This is a genomic window from Gracilimonas sp., from assembly GCF_014762685.1.
GTDB lineage: Bacteria > Bacteroidota > Rhodothermia > Balneolales > Balneolaceae > Gracilimonas.
This window is the reverse complement of sequence record NZ_JABURM010000005.1, coordinates 1,464,307-1,481,771: the sequence shown is the minus strand read 5'-3', so window position 1 is coordinate 1,481,771 and position 17,465 is coordinate 1,464,307. Positions and strand designations below refer to the sequence as shown.

Sequence of the window (17,465 nt, the reverse complement as noted above, 5' to 3'; positions counted from 1 at the left end):
GAGTAACATTACGTAAAAAAGCAGTTTTAAGAGTGATGTTACTTTGACATTTAGTATAAAATGACCTATTCTTTCGCTTCATTAATCTTAGCCTTTAACATTTAAACAATTAGCGGAGTAGACATGATATCGTCGATTGCTCTTTTTCTATTACAAGCCCCTGCTGACGAAGGGTTTTTTAACGTTATTGTCGCAAAATTTAACGAAGGTAATGACAGTGGCTGGATGTGGCCGGTGCTTATTGCTCTGATCTTGGGATTAGCTATTTTCCTGGAGCGGATTATTACCCTTAATCTTGCAGACATCAATACACGAAAATTTATAGTAAAAGTACAAGAGGCTCTTCAGGATGGTGGTATCGAAGCCGCTGAAGAACTTTGTGCACAAACCCGTGGACCTGTTGCATCAGTATTTCAAGCTGGCTTGATGCGTTCACATGAAGGGATAGAAGCTGCTGAAAAAGCAATTTCTGCCTACGGTTCAATTGAAATGAGTTTCCTTGAGAGAGGTCTTGTTTGGTTGTCTTTATTTATTGCTATTGCCCCACTCTTAGGATTCCTTGGAACGGTAGTTGGTATGATTCAGGCATTCGATGATATTGAAGCTGCTGCCGATATTTCCCCAAGTATTGTTGCGGGTGGTATTAAAGTGGCCCTTCTTACAACGGCCGGTGGTTTGATAGCTGGTATTATTCTTCAAATTGGATACAACTATTGTGTATCTAAAATTGATCGCATTATTGCCGAGATGGAAGAAAGTTCCATTACTCTTATTGATTCCATTATTCTGTTGAATGAAGGCAAGCCGCTTGTTCCTAATGTAGGACCTGAGTCTGGTTCCGACGACGAATAATCATAACAAGAATCCAAATAATAAAAGGATAAAAATATGGTTGTAATTAGTGTTGGACTTGCAGTAGGCTTAATTGTACTCGGTATTCTTGGAATAATCGGTGCAGGCATAAAAAGCCTTATGAACGGAAAGCAGGATTATAAAAGAGCAGGGATGATGGCCGTACCATTTGTGGTGTTTGGCCTTTCATTTGCTGTTTTTGGAGAAGTACCCAAAGCCGGAGTATTCACAGCAATATTTATGCTGGGTGCCATGGTTTTGACTATTCTTCTTACCGGAATGCGCGGGACCTTTAAGTTTTAATCAGGATATAATCTATGTTAATTAAGAAACGAAAAAGAGAAGAGGCTGAAATCAATGGTTCTTCCATGGCTGATATTGCCTTCCTTCTTCTGATTTTCTTTCTGGTAACTACCACAATTAATGTGGATACCGGAATTGGGTTGGTTTTACCACCACCATTAGAAGATGAAGATCCTCCTCCCATTCGAGAACGAAACCTTATGAACATTCTGGTAAATGCAGAGGGTAGAATTCTTATGGATGAGGAGCCATATCAAATTTCAGAAGTAAAGAATCGTCTCATTGAATTCATCAAGAATCCAACGAACGATCCTGATCTTGCAGAATCACCTGATTTGGCGATTGTTTCTGTAAAAACCCAACGGCAAACACCATATCGCATTTATGTGAATATGCTGGATGAAGTTATGGGTGCTTATAAAGAACTCAGAAACGAGGCTTCGAGGGCTAACTACGGTGTTCCTTATGGTGCACTGGATGAGAATAGCGCTCAGCAGACACAAATCAAGGATATGTATCCGAAGAAAATTTCAATAGCAGAACCGGGAGATAATTAAAATGGCAGGACATTTTCAAAAGAAAAGAGGTGGAAGCAAGCAGGAAGTACCTACTTCTGCAATGCCAGATGTAATCTTTATTCTGTTGTTTTTCTTTATGGTTACTACCGTATTGCGAGAAGTTACTTTGAAGGTTCGTGTTAATCTTACACAAGCTGAAAATATTGAGAAAATTGAGCAGAAACGCCTTCTTTCTTATATCTATATTGGACCTGAAAGACTCCCAAATAATCAATTGGGTGAAGATAAGGTTCAGATTGACGACGCCATTGTCGATGACATTGGCGCCATCAGAACGCTTATGTATGACAAGCTTCGCGAACAGCCTAAGCTAATTGTTTCATTGCGTGTTGACGAAAACTCGGAGTTTGGACTTCTTACTGATGTTCAGGAAGAATTGAAACAAGCCAGTACGTTTAGAATAAATTATTCTACTCGCCGTGAAATGAACTAAATTTATTTTCAAAAAAATTAAGGCAACTGTGTCATATGATGCAGGTGCCTTTTTTTATTTAACACTAGCGCAGCTATGTCAGAATCTTTCCAAACTATTCAAAGTATTGGCAGTAAAGCCCTTCTTGAAAAAATTACCAACTTTGAGTCTTATAAAAATGAAAATGTAATACAATCAATCGGTGATGATGCCGCGGTAATAAAGGAGTCAGATGACTCGTTGACATTGTTAACAAGCGATACCTATGTGGAAGGCGTTGACTTTGACCCAACCTATACTCCTTTTCATCATCTAGGGTATAAAATTGTTTCAGCAGGAGTCAGTGATATCTATGCTATGAACGGAAATCCTGAAGCTGTTTTGATAAATTTAGCTGTACCAAACAGGATGTCGGTACAAATGATTGAAGATATTTATAAAGGTATTTATGCAGCCGGTAAATCTTATAGCGTAGAAGTGGTTGGGGGAGACTTGAAAGCAAATCATGCAAACTTAGTTGTTTCAATTAGTGTGTATGGCAGAGCTGATAAGGATGCCATCACTTATCGCAAGGGAGCAACCGAAGGTGATGCTATTTGTCTGACCGGAGATGTCGGCGGGGCCTTAGCCGGGCTTAGGATTTTGATGAGAGAAAAGAAGTTTTGGGAAGAACATGGAGATGAGTCGGTACAACCGGAATTAGGTGATTATCAGTTTGTTGTAAAACGGCAACTGGTTCCCGAAGCAAGAAAAGATCTTATAGAAAGTTTAAAAGAACATGACATGGTTCCCACTTCAATGATTGATGTAACCAAAGGTCTTGTAAGTGAAATCAGTGCATTATCGGATGCATCAGAACTTGGAGCCTATATTTACCAAGCAGCATTACCTATTGCCATCGAGACGCGGCAGGTAGCGGATGAGATGCAGGAAGATGTGGATCGATACGCTTTATTTGGAGGAGAAGATCTTGAATTAATGTTCACGCTTCCGGAAAAGAAAGTGGAAGAATTTGTGAATCATTTCAATGATTTTGTAGTAATAGGGCGTATGGTGTCACGAGAAGAGGGCATGAAAATGCAAACCGGAGAAGGGGATGTTGTCTCCTTTGATGATTTGTCATAAGATAATACATGGCACGCTTTTTGCCAACTAACAGTAGTTTCAATTAAAGATATTTAAGTCTCTTGAACTTATTTGAGTTTAAGGATCGTTATATTATAGTCTAAGATAATTTTATAAGCTTGTTTTAATGGCGCAAAAAAATTCCAAAAAAAATAAACCAATTAAGCCCAACGGCAAAAAGGGTGCTAATGCCCCGAAGTTTCCTACGTGGAGTATTTTCGTATTATTCTTTGTATTGCTTCTTGCCCAGGTTCTCTTCTTTTCTCCGGACACAGGAAATCGTATCAAATACAGTGAATTCCTGAATTATGTAGAAAATGGATATGTAACTGAAATTACGATCACCAATGGGGTGGATGTAACCGGGGTATATTCTGATAAAGCCATAAGTGATGGAATTATATCACGGCCTGAAGCAAGTGACAATAATATGCCATTTGCGACCGGTGATACAGAGCAGTTCAGGAAATTTAACACAACCATGCTTCGGGATGATGAAATCCGGCCTATCTTGGAGTCGAATGGGGTAGAGTTTGATGTGCGAATTGAAGAAGACTGGTTCAGCGGTGTTTTTGTTTGGCTGATTCCAATTGCACTTCTTATTGTAATATGGATTTTCATTTTTAGGAAAATGAATCCGGGACAGCAGGTATTGAACATTGGCAAAAATAAAGCCTCTCTCTACGATCAACAGACAGAAACAAAAGTTACTTTTGAAGATGTAGCCGGACTTCAGGAAGCAAAAGCTGAGGTTGAAGAGGTAGTAGAGTTTTTAAGAAGCCCTCAGAAATTTACCAAGTTGGGTGGTGTATTGCCGAAAGGTGTATTATTGGTGGGCCCCCCGGGTACCGGTAAAACTTTATTGGCAAAAGCTACAGCGGGTGAGGCAAGTGTACCTTTCTTTAGCCTCAGTGGCTCAGATTTCGTAGAAATGTTTGTGGGTGTTGGTGCAGCACGTGTCAGGGATTTGTTTAAGCAAGCTAAAGAAAAAGCACCCTGTATTATATTTATTGATGAGATTGACTCTATTGGCCGAACACGTGGACGCGGAATGGCAATGGGATCGAATGACGAGCGTGAGAATACTCTAAACCAGTTGCTCAGTGAAATGGATGGTTTCAATTCCGATAAAGGGGTGATCTTGATGGCGGCTACGAATCGTCCTGATATTTTAGACTCCGCTTTATTAAGACCGGGGCGCTTTGATCGTCAGATTATGATTGATAAGCCCGATCTCAACGGTCGTGTCGAAATTCTGAGAGTTCACAGCAAGAAATTGAAGCTCTCCAATGATATTGATTTAAGAGTACTTGCCTCGCAAACTCCCGGATTTGCGGGAGCCGACCTTGCCAACCTATGTAACGAAGCTGCCTTATTGGCTGCCCGTCGGGAGAAAAATAGTATAGAGATGGAAGACTTCCAGGACTCCATCGAAAAAGTTATTGCCGGGCTTGAGCGTAAGAACAAACTTATAAGTCCTGATGAGCGCAAAATTGTGGCTTATCACGAAGCCGGACATGCTATTGTAGGTTGGTTCCTCGAGCATACTGACCCTGTTTTGAAAGTGAGTATTGTTCCTCGTGGATTGGCTGCATTAGGTTATACTTTGCAGACTCCGTTGGAAGAACGATTTCTCATGACTACTGAAGAACTCAATGACAAAATTTGTGCTCTTTTAGGGGGACGTGTGGCAGAGGAAATTATCTTTGGCCGTATCTCAACAGGAGCCCAAAATGATCTTGAGCGAATCACCAAAATGGCTTTTGCCATGGTAGCTGAGTATGGAATGAGTGAGAAGCTGGGCTATATCTCTCTGAAAGATTCTCAAAATCCTGAAAACAGCTATGGATTCAATAAGAAATATTCTGAAGTAACCAGTCAGCAAATTGATAAGGAGATTCGCAGAATTATAGATATGAATCACGACCGAACTATTGATTTGCTTAATAAGCATAAGGATGAGTTGGAGAAACTTGCCAAAGCCTTGCTTGAAAGAGAAGTTCTGGATCATCATGCGCTCCGTGAATTATTAGGCGACCGACCTCACGGAAAATATCCGGATGGAATTTTTGAGAAGCCTACAGATTCTAATAAAAATGGGATGGCCAGCAAAAAAGGCAAGAAAAGCGAAGCATCTTCCGATGGTTCAGATAGCAAAGAAAAAAAAGCTAAAAATAAGCCTGAAGGTGCTAAGGATAAGGACACCAATGTTAAGGATAAAGACCAAAAAGAGAGTGAAGGTTCGGAAGCTTGATTGGTTCTGTTTTAATGCTTAGATAATCTAAGGGTAAAGAAAGCATAACCGCAGGTTAACAGTTCGGAAATGCTCAAGGTTTAGTTTTGCAGTATAGCAAATACAACTAAACTTATAAGCATGCATGAAAAGGCCTGTCATATTCTATTCATTTCTATAGCAGCATTTTGTATCTCATTTGAACGTGCAAGATCCCGCCGTTTTGAGAGGCTTTGGATTTATACGAATCCGGAATGTCCTAACTCTGAAAATTATTCCCGCAAATATTTTTAGGTATTACCTGTTTACGTCTCACATCAATGTGAGGTGTGCTGATCAAGAAGAGCTCTGAGGAATTGGGGCTCTTTTTTTGTTAAATCAATTATTGATTATTGTCACAGTTCCCCGTAGTATTAATCGTAAAATTACGATATATGATTATGACTGTTACAAAAGCTCAATTATTTAACGAGAAACAGATAAAAGCTGCTGAGTTTGCAAAGGCAATTGCACATCCTGCACGAATAGCGATACTTCAAATTCTGGCGGCAAAAAACGCATGTTACTGCGGAGATATCACGGAAGAACTTCCCCTTGCCCAGTCAACGGTATCGCAGCATCTCAAAGCACTTAAATCGGCAGGGATTATCAAAGGCGAGATAGAAGGGGTTCGAACCTGTTATTGCTTTGATGAAGACAACCTGACTGAATTCAAATCTGTGATGAAAGCTATGATCAAAGAATTTTCAATACCAAATCCAACTTGTTGCTAATATGAAAACTCAAACAAAATCACCCGAAGAACTCAAAGAAACTGTTCGCAAGAAATACTCCGAGATCAGCCAACAAGCCAAAGATTATAATGTCAGAAGTTGTTGCGGAGCAGGTGGGGAGTCTGACAAAGTATATAACATCATGACCGATGACTACAGTGACTTGCAGGGATATAATGCAGATGCTGATTTGGGCTTGGGTTGTGGTTTGCCAACACAATTTGCGCAGATCAAGAAAGGGGATTATGTGATTGACCTGGGTTCTGGAGCAGGGAATGATTGCTTTGTAGCCCGACACGAAACCGGTCCCGAGGGGAAAGTTCTGGGCATTGACTTCACCGAACCGATGATCATAAAAGCCAGAGAAAATGTAGATAAATTAGGTTTCAATAATGTCGAGTTTCGTTATGGAGATATCGAAGATATGCCCGTCTCGGATAATGTAGCTGATGTGGTTGTAAGTAACTGCGTGCTGAATTTGGTACCCAATAAACCCAAAGTATTTGCTGAGATTCATCGAGTACTTAAACCGGGGGGACATTTTAGCATTTCCGATATCGTATTGGAAGGTGACCTTCCTGATGCGCTTCGGGAGGATGCTGAAATGTATGCCGGCTGTGTAGCGGGTGCTATTCAAAAAGAAACCTATCTTGATCAGATCAAAGAAGCGGGATTTGAGAATATTACCATTCAAAAAGAGAAACCGATTGAGATCCCTGAAGATATCCTCAGCCAATATTTGAGTGAGGAAGAAATGGCAGAGTTCAATTCCGGAGGAACCGGGATATACAGTATTACCGTATTTGCACAAAAGTCCGGTGGGGCTGTTAAAAAAGAAGTAACCATGATGGGAGCAGATACAGATGATGCAGGATTTTGTGAACCGGGTTCCGGCTGCTGCTAATTATGAGATCTCTTATAATGGATCAGAAAGTGAACGGCGAAAATCTAATTAAACAAGCCGCTTACTAATCTCATGTCCCAGACGCTCTACAGGGTAGGCACCTTCATTAATTCCGTAGGATTCTACTTTCCAAGGAATATCGGAAAGCAACGAAGTTCTTGCATTCTGAATGATGATTTGACCACCAATGATATCAATGATCTTAGCTCCTTCGATTCCATCATTACCACCACCTGATAGATACACGGTTAGCATTCTTTTGCCAAATTGTTGTGCGGTAGATTTGAGCAATATGTCAATAGAAGGACGGAATCCAGCTACTTTAGGTCCATGATTTAAAGTAAGATGAATCTTTTGATCTTTTTTATATGTAAGAGTATGGTAGTCGCCCGGAGCTATATAAACATGACCTGCCTTAAGTTCTTCTCCATGCTCAGCTTCCTTAACCGATAACTTGGTGTATTTATCAAGGTCTTCGGCTAGTACTTTACTATATATCTCCACCATATGCTGAACGACTACAATGGGAACAGGTAGATTTTTAGGTAAACTCGAAAGAAGAAGATACAGCGGGGCTACACCACCGAGACATCCTGCAATAACCAATAGTTCCATTCTACTTAAAGAAGTATTAAAAAAGTCATCCGGAATAGGTTCAATTTTTTTAACAGCGGTATCAACAAAGTGTTGCGATAGCAGAACATTCCGGTTTAAGCGAGGAGTTATCTTAATTATCGGAATAAGCCTTTCTTTAAAAAAGTCTACGGTCAAAATAGATCCACTCAGCGTTGTACTTTTTGGAAAAAATTCAACGGCTCCTTTTTTTAAGGTTGTTATGGCAACTGTTGCTCCATCCCGATTATGTGGTGTCATGACCAGAATGGGGAGGTGAGCATGCTGATTTCTCAGGTAATTAAATAATCTCATTTCTTCAGAATAATGATGATCAATTCCCATAACAATAAGATCTGGTTCTGCATCTTTGATCTTTGTCCTTATGTCATGCTCAGTACTGCTCCCGGATAACAAAATATTTAATCCGGTTGTTTCTGTTACAGCATCTTGTAGCCTTCGACGGACGATTTCATTTGCATCAAGAATGAATATGTTTATGGGTTTCATGGCTATTACCCGTGTTTTTGTGATCTTTTTTATAATGATACAAATAATTTTGGATAAATAGGTATAAATATCATAATTTGACTTAAACACTTAAACCTGACAAAACTATGATTACTGATTTTGGTTATGTACTTCTCTTTATAGTTACAGGATCCCTTTTTGTGGGAGTGGCTCTTTTTGTGGCAAAATTGATTCGTCCGCATCGCCCCAATGAGGCTAAGCTCATGACATATGAATGTGGGGAAATACCTTTCGGTGATGCACGAATTCAGTTTAATAATCGGTTTTATATCATAGGCCTGATGTTCCTGATCTTTGAAGTTGAAATTCTTTTGCTCTTTCCCTGGGCGGTCGTCTTTAAAGAAATTGGTTGGTTCGCATTTCTGGTAATGTTTGTATTCGTATCCCTCATTTTTGTTGGATTCATTTATGAGCTTGGCAAAGGTCAACTGAAGTGGGATGTTCCAGTTCCTCGTGTCCCAAGGTATGTGGAAGGAGTAGGAGTGGTTGAGTTTGAAGATGAAAAAGAAAAAGAGACCCCGGTTAAAACGGCTATTTAATATGAATTCAATAAAAACCCACTATTAGCGATATATCAATTATGGGAATACTCGACAAAAAATATCATGACAGTAACATCATTATTGTGAATCTTGAAAGTGCACTGAATTGGGCTCGTAAAAACTCTCTTTGGTACGAGCAGTTTGGTCTTGCCTGCTGTGCCATTGAGATGATGGCTACGGCAGCTTCGCGTTATGACTTTGATCGCTTTGGGATAATTCCCAGATCTTCACCACGGCAGGCAGATGTTATGATTGTGGCAGGCACGGTTACAATGAAAATGGCTTCCCGGATAGAGCGATTATATGAACAAATGTCAGAACCACGATATGTAATTAGCATGGGTTCCTGCTCCAATTGCGGTGGCCCATATTGGGAACATGGCTATCATGTATTAAAAGGAGTGGATAAAGTAATACCGGTTGATATATACGTACCCGGTTGTCCTCCTCGCCCTGAGGCATTATTGGAAGGGTTTATCAAACTACAGGAAAAAATTACAGGGGAGACCATCATTGAAAAAGATGAAGATTCAGAAACCGAACCTGAAATTGAAACGGTAGAAGCTCCTAAAATTAAAACAGCGTAAAGAATATGAAACAGCCTGAAGAAATATTTGAATACCTGAAGCAAAATTTTGGCGAGTCCCTTTTTGAATATAAAGCCGCAGATGTTGGCCAGCCCTGGATTGAAATTGATGTTTCATCCGTCAAAGAAATCATGAAATTTCTCAGAGATGATAACGAGCTATTATTTGATGTATTAATGTGCTTAAGCGGCGTCCATTATCCTGATAAAGAAGCTGTTGGGGTTACCTACCACATCAATTCAACCACCTTCAATCATTCTCTGGCATTAAAAGCCATAGTTCCTTTAGTTGACCCGGTTGTTCCATCGGTTGAATCCATTTGGAAAACAGCTAATTGGCACGAAAGGGAAGCCTGGGATATGGTGGGTATTCGGTTCAAAGACCATCCAAATCATAAAAGAATATTATGTGCGGATGATTGGGAAGGCCATCCGCTTCGAAAGGATTATGTTCAACAGGAATTTTACCAAGGTATGCCAACCGGTGAATAACAAGCGGTGATAAATGATATGATGAATCTAATTACAAATGATGCCGGTACCCGGGAAATGACCATTAATATGGGTCCCCAACACCCCTCAACCCACGGGGTACTGCGACTGGAGCTTGTTTTGGATGGAGAGTTAATCAACGAAGTCCGGCCAAATATCGGTTATTTGCACCGATGTTTCGAAAAATATGCTGAAAAAGTCGGTGAATACTCAAAAGTGATTCCTTATACCGACCGCATGGATTATGTGTCCGCAATGAATCAAGAACATGGGTATGTAACTGCCATGGAGCGAATGCTTGAAATTGAAGTTCCTGAGCGCGTAGAATATATCCGGATAATATTGGCAGAGTTACAGCGAATAGCGAGTCATCTCTTGGGAATTGGAGCTTTTGGCCTTGATTTGGGCGCATTCACCCCATTTCTTTACCTCTTCACAGAGCGTGAAAAAGTGCTGGATATCTTTGAAAAAACAAGTGGTGCACGTCTGCTCTACAATTACATGACAGTGGGTGGATTAATCAAAGATGTTCACAAAGACTTCAAAGCCGATACCGCAGAATTTGTTAAAAGTTTTCGTCCAAAAATAAAAGAGCTGAATGACCTGCTTTCCTACAATAGAATTTTTATTAAAAGAACAGCAAATATTGGAGTTATTCCCGACCGGGTTGCCCTGAATTATGCAGCATCGGGACCGGTGTTGAGAGGCTCCGGCGTGAAGTGGGATTTGCGAAAGAATGATCCATATTCCATTTATGATCGCTTTGAGTTTGATATCCCGACAGGAACCGGAGAAATGGGAACCCTGGGTGATTGCTGGGACCGGTATATGGTTAGGGTTCTTGAGATGGAGCAAAGCCTCAGAATAATAGAACAAGCACTGGACGGAATGCCTGATGAAGGCGACGTAACAGAAGCTACTCCAAGACGAATCAGACCGAAGGAAGGGGAGTTGTATGTTCGGACTGAATCTCCCCGGGGGGAACTAGGCTATTATATCATTAGTGATAATCAAGGTGGGCCGTACCGGGTAAAAGCCCGGGCTCCAAGTTTTGTACACCTGAGCATGCTGCCGGCTATTTCTAAGGGATCACTAATTGCAGATATGGTAGCAATTGTGGGAAGCATAGATATTGTATTAGGAGAAGTTGATAGGTGATAGTGAAGCTTTACTCAAAAATTAAATTCACCCGATTTAGTTTTAAAACTAAATTGGATATAAATATCTAAATATATAATAAAGAATGGAACTCTTCGGAAATATCGAGCCTGCCTTAACCCTACTGGTTCATGCATTCATACCGCTGACGATCATCCTTGTTTATGCACTTGCTGCAATTTGGGGAGAACGAAAGATTGCGGGGTTCATTCAAGACCGGCTTGGCCCTCATCGCGTTGGGGGGTGGCATGGATGGGCACAATCTATTGCTGACTTATTGAAACTACTTCAGAAGGAGGATATCATTCCTGCTGATGCCAGTCGGTTTCTGTTTAAATTTGCGCCATTTATGATGTTTGCAGCTTCTTACGCTGCTTTTGCTGTGATTCCATTCAGCAGCGCCTATATAGGAAGCATGGTCAACATCGGTGTTTTTTATCTGCTGGCTGTTACCTCCGTTCTTACTCTGAGTGTGATTATGGGGGCATGGGCTTCCAATAACAAGTGGTCACTTCTTGGCGGAATGCGAAGCGCAGCTCAAATGGTAAGCTATGAAGTGCCTACTATTGCAACAGTGTTAACAGTGATCGTGGTTACCGGTTCATTGAATTTAATGACGGTTACTGAAATGCAATCCGGAAACGATATTCTTGGGTTCCTTCCAAATTGGTTCATATTTCAGAATCCATTTCTGATCGTCGCTTTTATCATTTTCTTCATTTCCATTCTAGCCGAAGCTCACCGGGTACCCTTTGATCTTCCCGAATCTGAATCAGAACTGGTAGCCGGCTATCAAACCGAATATTCCGGAATGAGATGGGCGATGTTCATGCTCGCCGAGTATGCCGATATGCTGTTGCTCTCACTTTTAGGAGCAACATTATTTTTTGGCGGATGGAACAGTCCGTTTGGAGAATTTATGGCGGGTCCGGTTTGGGGTTTTTTCTGGTTCATGGCAAAAGGTTTGTTCCTGGTATTAATCATGATGTGGATTCGCTGGACTTTGCCTCGATACCGGGTAGATCAATTGATGCATATATGCTGGAGTATTTTAATTCCGGCCTCATTTATAAACCTCATTTTGGTAGCACTATGGGAAGTAATTTTTTAAATAACCGGAGCTTAGAACAATGGTAAATGATTTTAAAGACGGCTGGTTGACGTTTAAATCTATTTTTGCGGGAATGGGAATCACTCTCAGGCACCTCTTTCAACCTACAGTTACGGAGCTGTATCCGGAAGAAAAAGTAGAACTTCCGCAGGGAGCACGGGCACGATTGTTTGTGAATATAGATGACTGTATCGGTTGTAATCTCTGTGCACGGGCCTGCCCGGTTAACTGTATTGATATAGAAACAGTCCCGGCCACTTCCGACACGGATTTGGGGAAAACTTCCACCGGTAACCCAAAACGTTTTTGGCTGACTAAGTTTAATATCGATATGGCAAAGTGTATGTACTGTGACTTATGCGTGTACCCTTGCCCAACCGATTGTATTTACATGGTTCCGGAATATGAGTATTCGGAATTTGACCGCACTAACCTGGTATATCATTTCAGCAACTTAACACCCGATCTGGTGGCAGATGTCAAAAATAAAGCTGAAAAAGAAGCCGAGGAAAAACAGAAGCAGAAAGAAGAAATGATGAAGAAAAAAGAAGAGGCTAAGCGGGAAAAAGAGCAGGAAGAACAGAAAGCGGCATCTGTAGAGACAAGCGAAGATGAAATTCCTGAAAATGGATCACCTGATACTAAAGAAGGGGATAAATAACCATGGAATTTACAGCCATTCTTTTTTATCTCTTTTCAATAATTACTATCGCTGCAGCTGCAATCATGGTGTTTTCAAAAAACATCGTGCATTCAGCTTTTGCGTTGATGTTTACACTGATGGGAGTAGCAGCCCTTTATGTATTGCTTTATGCCGATTTTCTTGCGGCCACACAACTTTTGGTTTATGTCGGAGGGATCCTAATCCTAATCCTATTTGGCGTAATGTTGACAACCCAAGGTCATACATTCAGTTTCAAAACAGTTACGGTAAACCTTATCCCCGCATCTCTTCTCTCAGTAGCGGCAGTGGGATTCTTGATTTTTGCCTTTACTGCCACTGAATGGGGTATTTCTGAACCTATTGAGCACAGTGAAACTGTACACAGTCTCGGCATGATGCTGATGGGAGATTATGTATTGCCTTTCATTATGGTGGGAGTGTTACTGCTCATTGCCATTATCGGTGCCATAGTAATGGCTACCCGATTGTCCACAAAAACTGATAACCAAACGAATTAAGTATGGAATTTTATATGATAGAATGGCTTGCAGAACCCGGTTTAACTCACTTTTTGATTGTAGGTGCAATCCTTTTCGCGTTGGGATTGATGGCGGTTCTGTCGAAGCGAAATATAATCATGGTACTTATGGGCGTGGAGCTGATATTGAATTCAGCGAATATCAATTTTATAGCATTCAGCCGGTTCACGGAACTTTCCCTGGATGGACAGATGATAGGTTTGTTTGTCATCATAATAGCAGCTGCAGAAGCGGCAGTTGCCTTGGCCATTGTGCTAAATATTTATAACCGCTTCAAGTCTATAAATATCGATGATATTAGCCTGATGAAAGGGTAACACGCTAGAAAATGAAATAACCATACAGAGAATATCACATGTTTACACAACTATCTATAACTATCCTTCTTTTACCCTTATTAGGATTTCTTCTAATGATCTTTTTTGGGAAAAAGCTGCCCCGGCAAGGCGACTGGCTGGCCTCGGGTTTTATTTCAATTGCGTTCCTGTTGTCACTGTATTTATTGATCACCAAAGTTACTTCCCATTCTGCAGAAGTGTTTACTATGACATTTTCCTGGGCTGTTGTGGGCTCCATGAATGTTGAGTTCGGGTTTTTGATTGACAACCTGGCGGCCGTGATGTTGGTAGTTGTTACCCTGGTGAGCACTTTGGTGCATTTTTTCTCTATGGGGTATATGAAGGATGATGTCCGTTACTCCAGATATTTTGCCTACCTGGGTTTCTTCTCATTCTCTATGCTTGGTATTGTAATTACGGATAATCTTTTGCTGATGTATGTTTTTTGGGAATTAGTAGGACTGAGCTCCTATTTATTGATCGGTCATTGGTATGAGAAGAAATCAGCTTCAAATGCAGCCAATAAAGCTTTTATTGTAAACAGGGTCGGTGACTTCGGGATGTTTCTGGGAATTATGATCCTGTTTGCCACATTCTCAACCTTCACTTTTGAAACCATTTTTACTTCGATCGATGCCGGTCAGCTTCCCTTTGCAAGCAATGGCTGGCTGACAGCAGCCGGAATACTAATTTTCTGTGGAGCCGTTGGTAAATCGGCACAATTCCCCCTGCACGTTTGGCTTCCCGATGCCATGGAAGGCCCCACGCCAGTCAGCGCGCTTATTCACGCCGCAACGATGGTAGCTGCGGGTGTTTACATGGTAGCTCGGGTTTTTCCCATGCTAACGGCAGAAGCCTTGCTTGTAATTGCGTACATCGGAGCTATTACTGCCTTAATTGCTGCAACCATAGCTATCACCCAATACGATATTAAAAAAGTGCTGGCGTATTCCACTATAAGTCAGCTTGGATATATGATAATGGCGCTTGGGGTAGGAGCGTACACTGCTGGATTTATGCATTTGGTAACTCATGCTGCTTTTAAAGCCGGACTATTCCTCGGTTCAGGCAGTGTAATCTATGCGATGCACAAGGTTCTTCATGCCCAGGACGATCATCATACAGATGCCCAGGATATCAGGAATATGGGTGGGCTGAAATCAAAGATGCCGTTTACATACTGGACATTTCTAATATTCACCCTGGCGATTTCAGGCATACCGTTGACTTCCGGATTCCTAAGCAAGGATGAAATTCTTGCCGGAAGCTTGGCATTCAGCTCTATTACCGGTCATTGGCTGTTACCGGTCATTGGATTTGCAGTGGCAGGACTTACCGCCTTCTATATGTTCCGCCTGCTTATTCTCACATTTCATGGAAAGCCATCCAGTGAGCTCAGGATCTCGGGTATTACAGAGTCTCCAAAAGTGATGACTATACCTTTGATGGTACTTGCTTCCTTATCCCTCTTTTTCTTCTACAGTTTTAATCCATTTGGAGCTGCAGACGGGTGGTTTTTTGGAGCCATCACGCGACCAATGAGTATGGTTCCGGAAATCCTTCAGCCTGCTACATATGCAGTTTTCAGTGAGACAGTACACCACGTACATACCACGGCCATGATACTCTCTATCCTGATTGCAGCGGGAGGGATTTTACTGGCTTTTTCAGTGTATCAGTGGAAGAAAATCAGTGCCGATGAAATGGCTAAGAAGGCAGGATTTTTATACAAAGGTGCACTTAATAAATGGTATTTCGATGAGATGTACGACAAAGTATTTGTGGGGGGCATCCTGTTGTTGACGAGAATATTGAGATGGTTTGATGAAAATATCATCGATGGAATTGTAAATGGGTCGGCCGTGATAATGGAAAAACTTTCAAGAATCAGCGGCTGGTTCGATAACAATGTTGTGGACGGGCTGGTAAATGCCACTGCAACCTCTGCCGACAGAGCCGGCAGTTTGCTAAGTAAAATTCAAACGGGAAAAGTACAGACCTACCTGATATACGTAGTATTCAGTTTCCTGGTGCTATTTGTCCTGTTTATATAATGGATATGAAAAAGAAAACTTTAATAGAACGTTAAACTATGGAACTTCAAATATTAGGCATTGGCATTTTAACCTGGCTCGTTTTTCTTCCGATAGCAGGAATGATTGTAGTTTTACTGCTTCCTGATAAAAACCGTAACGCCATACGTTGGACTGCAGCTATTGCTACCGGTACCCAGGTGATGATCGCCGGAATTATTTTCGCTTTATTTGACCGAACTAAAGTCGGTATTAACGAAGCAGACAGTTTCCAGTTTGTTGAGCAATTCAGCTGGATTACAGTCGATGCTGTTCCATGGGTAGGACGCATTGAGATCTCGTACTTCATGGGAATTGACGGCCTCAGTATCCTGATGGTGATCTTAACGGCTCTTATTGGATTCATCGGGGTGATATCATCCTGGAATATTGATAAAATGGTGAAAGGTTATTTTGCCCTGTACCTGCTGCTGGTAACCGGTATGATGGGGGTATTTGTTTCCCTCGACTTCTTTCTCTTTTTCATTTTCTGGGAAGCTATGTTACTCCCAATGTACTTTTTGATAGGTCTATGGGGTGGGCCTCGACGGGAATATGCAGCCATCAAATTCTTCCTGTACACATTTGTAGGGGGTATTTTGATGTTGCTAACCATGCTGGCCCTTTACTTTAGTGTGGCTTATACCGATCCTGCTACCGGACAGTCCGTGCATACTTTCAATATTTTGCACATGATGAACCCGGATAATTTTGTGGATGGAGGGCTGCTTTCCGGCGTTGATACCACATGGCGTTATGTAGCGTGGATGGCATTATTCATCAACTTTGCCATCAAAATTCCGCTTTTCCCGTTCCACACTTGGCTTCCCGATGCTCACGTTGAGGCTCCAACACCGATTAGCGTAATTTTAGCCGGTGTATTGCTGAAACTCGGCACCTATGGAATCCTCCGCATCAACTTCCCAATTTTTCCTGACGCAACCATCTATTTTGTGTACTTCATGGCTGCACTGGGTATGGTCAGTATTATTTATGGAGCCCTTTGCGCCATGGCCCAGGATGATTTCAAAAAGCTGATCGCCTATTCATCTATCAGTCATATGGGAATTGTAGTGCTTGGAATTGCAGCACTTAATACGCAGGGTATGGTTGGGGGTGTCCTTCAAATGTTTAACCACGGTATTATCACCGCCGTGCTTTTCCTTGCGGTTGGAGTGCTCTACGACCGGACACACACACGCGGGTTGTATGATTTTGGTGGAATAGCCAATCAAATGCCAAAATATACCGGTATAGCCATGATAGGTATGTTTGCGGCTCTTGGTTTACCGGGTTTAAATGGATTTGTAAGTGAACTGTTCTCCTTCTTGGGGGCATTCGAAGCTTACAAGTGGATCGCCATGATATCTGTAACGGGTATAATTATAACTGCCGGCTACATATTGTGGACTATTCAGCGAGTATTCCTGGGTAAAACTCCTGAAAAGCTTAAAGACCTGAAAGACCTCACAGCCAGAGAGATCCTGATGTTTGTACCACTAATCATACTCATCATTATGCTTGGGATATATCCATCGCCGGTAATAGAGTTGATGAATATATCATTGAGCCATTTAGTTGAATTTGTAACAGTGGGAGGGAACTAAAAGATGGCAATTTCAAATTTCACCGGCATTATA

The 17,465-nt window shown here is 41.4% G+C and carries 19 protein-coding genes; 18 read left to right on the top strand and 1 reads right to left on the bottom strand.

What is annotated here, in order from left to right; genetic code table 11:
- The first annotated feature begins 123 nt into the window (after nucleotides 1-123).
- From HUJ22_RS06750 to HUJ22_RS06715, 8 genes are all read left to right on the top strand, one after another.
- Nucleotides 124-852 (top strand): MotA/TolQ/ExbB proton channel family protein, encoded by a 729-nt coding sequence (locus tag HUJ22_RS06750; RefSeq protein ID WP_290875527.1) that lies wholly within the window; start codon nucleotides 124-126, stop codon nucleotides 850-852.
- A 36-nt stretch (nucleotides 853-888) separates the two neighbouring features.
- On the top strand, nucleotides 889-1,155 hold the full coding sequence (locus HUJ22_RS06745; RefSeq protein ID WP_290875525.1) for a hypothetical protein: 267 nt from the start codon (nucleotides 889-891) through the stop codon (nucleotides 1,153-1,155).
- 14 nt (nucleotides 1,156-1,169) lie between these two features.
- A complete protein-coding gene (locus HUJ22_RS06740; RefSeq protein ID WP_290875523.1) occupies nucleotides 1,170-1,712 on the top strand; it encodes a biopolymer transporter ExbD in 543 nt (180 codons plus the stop codon).
- Nucleotide 1,713: 1 nt separating this feature from the next.
- The gene (locus tag HUJ22_RS06735; protein WP_290875521.1) at nucleotides 1,714-2,166 is read left to right on the top strand and encodes a biopolymer transporter ExbD; all 453 of its coding nucleotides are present in this window, start codon (nucleotides 1,714-1,716) and stop codon (nucleotides 2,164-2,166) included.
- 75 nt (nucleotides 2,167-2,241) lie between these two features.
- Nucleotides 2,242-3,270 (top strand): thiamine-phosphate kinase, encoded by a 1,029-nt coding sequence (thiL, locus tag HUJ22_RS06730; RefSeq protein WP_290875519.1) that lies wholly within the window; start codon nucleotides 2,242-2,244, stop codon nucleotides 3,268-3,270.
- A gap of 127 nt (nucleotides 3,271-3,397) precedes the next feature.
- Nucleotides 3,398-5,524, top strand: a complete 2,127-nt coding sequence (ftsH, locus tag HUJ22_RS06725) for an ATP-dependent zinc metalloprotease FtsH (protein WP_290875517.1) — start codon at nucleotides 3,398-3,400, stop codon at nucleotides 5,522-5,524.
- Between the two features lie 419 nt (nucleotides 5,525-5,943).
- Nucleotides 5,944-6,276: a metalloregulator ArsR/SmtB family transcription factor gene (locus HUJ22_RS06720; RefSeq protein WP_290875515.1), complete on the top strand. Its 333-nt coding sequence runs from the start codon at nucleotides 5,944-5,946 to the stop codon at nucleotides 6,274-6,276.
- 1 nt (nucleotide 6,277) lies between these two features.
- Nucleotides 6,278-7,180: an arsenite methyltransferase gene (locus tag HUJ22_RS06715; protein WP_290875513.1), complete on the top strand. Its 903-nt coding sequence runs from the start codon at nucleotides 6,278-6,280 to the stop codon at nucleotides 7,178-7,180.
- A gap of 48 nt (nucleotides 7,181-7,228) precedes the next feature.
- Here the strand turns inward: HUJ22_RS06715 and HUJ22_RS06710 are convergent, their stop codons facing one another.
- A complete protein-coding gene (locus HUJ22_RS06710; RefSeq protein ID WP_290875511.1) occupies nucleotides 7,229-8,302 on the bottom strand; it encodes a chemotaxis protein CheB in 1,074 nt (357 codons plus the stop codon).
- A 107-nt stretch (nucleotides 8,303-8,409) separates the two neighbouring features.
- On the opposite strand from HUJ22_RS06710, the gene HUJ22_RS06705 reads away from it, so the two are divergent.
- From HUJ22_RS06705 to HUJ22_RS06660, 10 genes are all read left to right on the top strand, one after another.
- A complete protein-coding gene (locus HUJ22_RS06705) occupies nucleotides 8,410-8,862 on the top strand; it encodes an NADH-quinone oxidoreductase subunit A (RefSeq protein ID WP_290875509.1) in 453 nt (150 codons plus the stop codon).
- A 41-nt stretch (nucleotides 8,863-8,903) separates the two neighbouring features.
- The gene (locus tag HUJ22_RS06700; protein WP_290875507.1) at nucleotides 8,904-9,452 is read left to right on the top strand and encodes an NADH-quinone oxidoreductase subunit B; all 549 of its coding nucleotides are present in this window, start codon (nucleotides 8,904-8,906) and stop codon (nucleotides 9,450-9,452) included.
- A gap of 5 nt (nucleotides 9,453-9,457) precedes the next feature.
- Nucleotides 9,458-9,943 (top strand): NADH-quinone oxidoreductase subunit C, encoded by a 486-nt coding sequence (locus tag HUJ22_RS06695; RefSeq protein WP_290875505.1) that lies wholly within the window; start codon nucleotides 9,458-9,460, stop codon nucleotides 9,941-9,943.
- Nucleotides 9,944-9,961: 18 nt separating this feature from the next.
- Nucleotides 9,962-11,101: an NADH-quinone oxidoreductase subunit D gene (locus HUJ22_RS06690; RefSeq protein WP_290875503.1), complete on the top strand. Its 1,140-nt coding sequence runs from the start codon at nucleotides 9,962-9,964 to the stop codon at nucleotides 11,099-11,101.
- A gap of 85 nt (nucleotides 11,102-11,186) precedes the next feature.
- Nucleotides 11,187-12,212: an NADH-quinone oxidoreductase subunit NuoH gene (nuoH, locus tag HUJ22_RS06685; RefSeq protein WP_290875501.1), complete on the top strand. Its 1,026-nt coding sequence runs from the start codon at nucleotides 11,187-11,189 to the stop codon at nucleotides 12,210-12,212.
- Nucleotides 12,213-12,231: 19 nt separating this feature from the next.
- Nucleotides 12,232-12,873 carry an NADH-quinone oxidoreductase subunit I gene (locus HUJ22_RS06680; RefSeq protein ID WP_290875499.1) on the top strand — a complete coding sequence of 214 codons (642 nt, stop codon included), beginning with the start codon at nucleotides 12,232-12,234 and terminating at the stop codon, nucleotides 12,871-12,873.
- A gap of 2 nt (nucleotides 12,874-12,875) precedes the next feature.
- On the top strand, nucleotides 12,876-13,394 hold the full coding sequence (locus tag HUJ22_RS06675; protein ID WP_290875497.1) for an NADH-quinone oxidoreductase subunit J: 519 nt from the start codon (nucleotides 12,876-12,878) through the stop codon (nucleotides 13,392-13,394).
- A gap of 2 nt (nucleotides 13,395-13,396) precedes the next feature.
- On the top strand, nucleotides 13,397-13,732 hold the full coding sequence (gene nuoK, locus HUJ22_RS06670) for an NADH-quinone oxidoreductase subunit NuoK (protein WP_290875496.1): 336 nt from the start codon (nucleotides 13,397-13,399) through the stop codon (nucleotides 13,730-13,732).
- A 38-nt stretch (nucleotides 13,733-13,770) separates the two neighbouring features.
- The gene (gene nuoL / locus HUJ22_RS06665; RefSeq protein WP_290875494.1) at nucleotides 13,771-15,807 is read left to right on the top strand and encodes an NADH-quinone oxidoreductase subunit L; all 2,037 of its coding nucleotides are present in this window, start codon (nucleotides 13,771-13,773) and stop codon (nucleotides 15,805-15,807) included.
- A 38-nt stretch (nucleotides 15,808-15,845) separates the two neighbouring features.
- Nucleotides 15,846-17,432: an NADH-quinone oxidoreductase subunit M gene (locus tag HUJ22_RS06660; RefSeq protein WP_290875492.1), complete on the top strand. Its 1,587-nt coding sequence runs from the start codon at nucleotides 15,846-15,848 to the stop codon at nucleotides 17,430-17,432.
- The last annotated feature ends 33 nt before the right edge of the window (nucleotides 17,433-17,465 follow it).

Coding starts and splice junctions, on each gene's coding strand:
- HUJ22_RS06710 (WP_290875511.1), bottom strand. CDS start 8,302: ATGAAACCCATAAACATATTCATTCTTGATGCAAATGAAATCGTCCGT.
- HUJ22_RS06680 (WP_290875499.1), top strand. CDS start 12,232: ATGGTAAATGATTTTAAAGACGGCTGGTTGACGTTTAAATCTATTTTT.
- HUJ22_RS06740 (WP_290875523.1), top strand. CDS start 1,170: ATGTTAATTAAGAAACGAAAAAGAGAAGAGGCTGAAATCAATGGTTCT.
- HUJ22_RS06700 (WP_290875507.1), top strand. CDS start 8,904: ATGGGAATACTCGACAAAAAATATCATGACAGTAACATCATTATTGTG.
- HUJ22_RS06735 (WP_290875521.1), top strand. CDS start 1,714: ATGGCAGGACATTTTCAAAAGAAAAGAGGTGGAAGCAAGCAGGAAGTA.
- ftsH (WP_290875517.1), top strand. CDS start 3,398: ATGGCGCAAAAAAATTCCAAAAAAAATAAACCAATTAAGCCCAACGGC.
- HUJ22_RS06690 (WP_290875503.1), top strand. CDS start 9,962: ATGATGAATCTAATTACAAATGATGCCGGTACCCGGGAAATGACCATT.
- HUJ22_RS06695 (WP_290875505.1), top strand. CDS start 9,458: ATGAAACAGCCTGAAGAAATATTTGAATACCTGAAGCAAAATTTTGGC.
- HUJ22_RS06720 (WP_290875515.1), top strand. CDS start 5,944: ATGACTGTTACAAAAGCTCAATTATTTAACGAGAAACAGATAAAAGCT.
- HUJ22_RS06705 (WP_290875509.1), top strand. CDS start 8,410: ATGATTACTGATTTTGGTTATGTACTTCTCTTTATAGTTACAGGATCC.
- HUJ22_RS06745 (WP_290875525.1), top strand. CDS start 889: ATGGTTGTAATTAGTGTTGGACTTGCAGTAGGCTTAATTGTACTCGGT.
- HUJ22_RS06660 (WP_290875492.1), top strand. CDS start 15,846: ATGGAACTTCAAATATTAGGCATTGGCATTTTAACCTGGCTCGTTTTT.
- HUJ22_RS06750 (WP_290875527.1), top strand. CDS start 124: ATGATATCGTCGATTGCTCTTTTTCTATTACAAGCCCCTGCTGACGAA.
- HUJ22_RS06675 (WP_290875497.1), top strand. CDS start 12,876: ATGGAATTTACAGCCATTCTTTTTTATCTCTTTTCAATAATTACTATC.
- nuoK (WP_290875496.1), top strand. CDS start 13,397: ATGGAATTTTATATGATAGAATGGCTTGCAGAACCCGGTTTAACTCAC.
- thiL (WP_290875519.1), top strand. CDS start 2,242: ATGTCAGAATCTTTCCAAACTATTCAAAGTATTGGCAGTAAAGCCCTT.
- HUJ22_RS06715 (WP_290875513.1), top strand. CDS start 6,278: ATGAAAACTCAAACAAAATCACCCGAAGAACTCAAAGAAACTGTTCGC.
- nuoL (WP_290875494.1), top strand. CDS start 13,771: ATGTTTACACAACTATCTATAACTATCCTTCTTTTACCCTTATTAGGA.
- nuoH (WP_290875501.1), top strand. CDS start 11,187: ATGGAACTCTTCGGAAATATCGAGCCTGCCTTAACCCTACTGGTTCAT.